We start from the raw sequence: 1,661 nt of genomic DNA on the forward strand, positions 1-1,661 counted from the left end.
CGCAGATCACCATACCGGCCAGCGGCTTTTGACATGCCGCATTTAAAGGCCTGACAGAAGACCGCACTCGATCACTCGCATATTTGGGTTAGAAACTTCTTGCGCCACGGGCGGCAACCACAGAAGACCGCAGTTTGCATTGTTGACGAGACAGGCCAAAGGGCCAGAGTGGCCAGGATTAGGCGCAGATTGTGGCCCGCGGCCACGCGCAGCGCGTTGATGATGTCACCAACATGTCCGAGAAGGAAGTTCTGGTCCAGCCGCCCATCGGTCTTCACGTGGCCGATGGTGGGCTCGATGACCGATCGTCGTTTCAATTCCCGTCGCATGGCGGCGTCAGTCCACGCCGGCATCCGGCAATCATCACCGCCGCCGATCCGGTGTAATCATGACCGCGATAACCTTTGTCGACGCAGATGCGATCCGGATCGACACCACCCATGGCGACGGCCTGATCGACCGTGCCTGTGAGGGTGTGACCGTCATCGGAAATTGTCCTCGAACGCCTTGGCGGCCAACACCAGCCCCTCGCGGTTCGTCGCCGCGATCCCTACCTTGCAACCGAATTCATACGGCTGGCGGGCCTTGCCCTTGGCGATGCACACGACCTCGGGGGCGTGCAGCGAGTAGAGCTTGTTCTTGTCCTTTGGCTTTTGTTGAAGCAAGCGTTCGACAAGACCGAGCAGCCGGGCGAAGGTCTTCTCCAGTTCGACGTTACCGGCAATCTTGCGACTGATGTCGCGCAAGACGCGACCAAGGAAGGTGCGCAGGCGCTTGAGTTCCCGGCGCATGCGCCGGAATTGCCGGGCATGGGCATAACGGCCAGCGCGAACTGCCGCCGCTTTTGCCAGACGCGTGTAGCTCTGCCTGAGGACGATACCATGCTGCTTCGCCTGACGGACCAGCATCTGCAGCGCCTTCAGATACAGCCTGCTGTCGGTCGGATGCGCGATCGCCTTCGGCTGCACCGTCGTATCCACATTGATCCGCTCCAAGGATTGCGGCCGGGCCGTCCCCGTCTCAAGCGCGGCTTCAATGCTCGCCTTCAGCAATTCCTCCAGTCCCTGGGGGCCGATCCGCTTGCGCCAGCGCGTCATCGTGCTCGCATCGATCGGCGCCTCGTGCTGGAAGAACTCGAAGCCGCAGAAGAACTGCCAGTATGGATTTTCCACCCAGCGTTCCACCACCTCCTCGTCCGACAGGTCGTGGACGTGCTTCAGGTAATGCAGCCCCACCATCAGCCGCGTCGGCTTGGCAGGCCGCCCAACCGGTCGATAGAACCCGCCAAACGCATCATCAAATCGTTTCCATGGAATCACGCCAGCCAATCGGACCAGCGCATGCCGTGGATTGATAATTGCATCCAGACGGTCGCGAAAAAAATCATTCTTGCCGGAGAAAGGACGGGTTGGCCGCATCGCAAAAACACCAGAAATCAATTGCATCAGTGACGATTTCCGGCATTCTCCAATACTTCAAACCCAATGGGAATCCCCCAATTACAACCAATTCAGAGGTTTTTCAGCGACGACTAATTACGTTGCGAAAGCAGAGAAGAAGGGACGCACAAGAGCAGAGGTTGATCAGATCATCTCCTGGTTGACTGGCTATGACCAGAAGGAGTTACAAACTCAGCTTGAACAACAAACTGATTTCGAACA

General features: G+C 58.1%; 1 protein-coding gene and 1 pseudogene. One reads left to right on the top strand and one right to left on the bottom strand.

From position 1 onward, the window contains the following. Positions 1–155: 155 nt before the first annotated feature. Positions 156–1,418, bottom strand: a pseudogene (locus AAAB35_RS09205) (IS5 family transposase); the annotation flags it as partial. Between AAAB35_RS09205 and AAAB35_RS09210 the strand changes: the two are divergent. Beyond that, on the top strand, positions 1,390–1,661 hold a 272-nt coding region (locus tag AAAB35_RS09210; protein WP_340667990.1), incomplete at its 3' end, for a DUF2200 family protein. The pseudogene AAAB35_RS09205 and the gene AAAB35_RS09210 sit on opposite strands and share 29 nt — an antisense overlap.

Source organism: Phyllobacterium sp., from assembly GCF_037994425.1.
Taxonomy (GTDB): Bacteria; Pseudomonadota; Alphaproteobacteria; order Rhizobiales; family Rhizobiaceae; genus Phyllobacterium.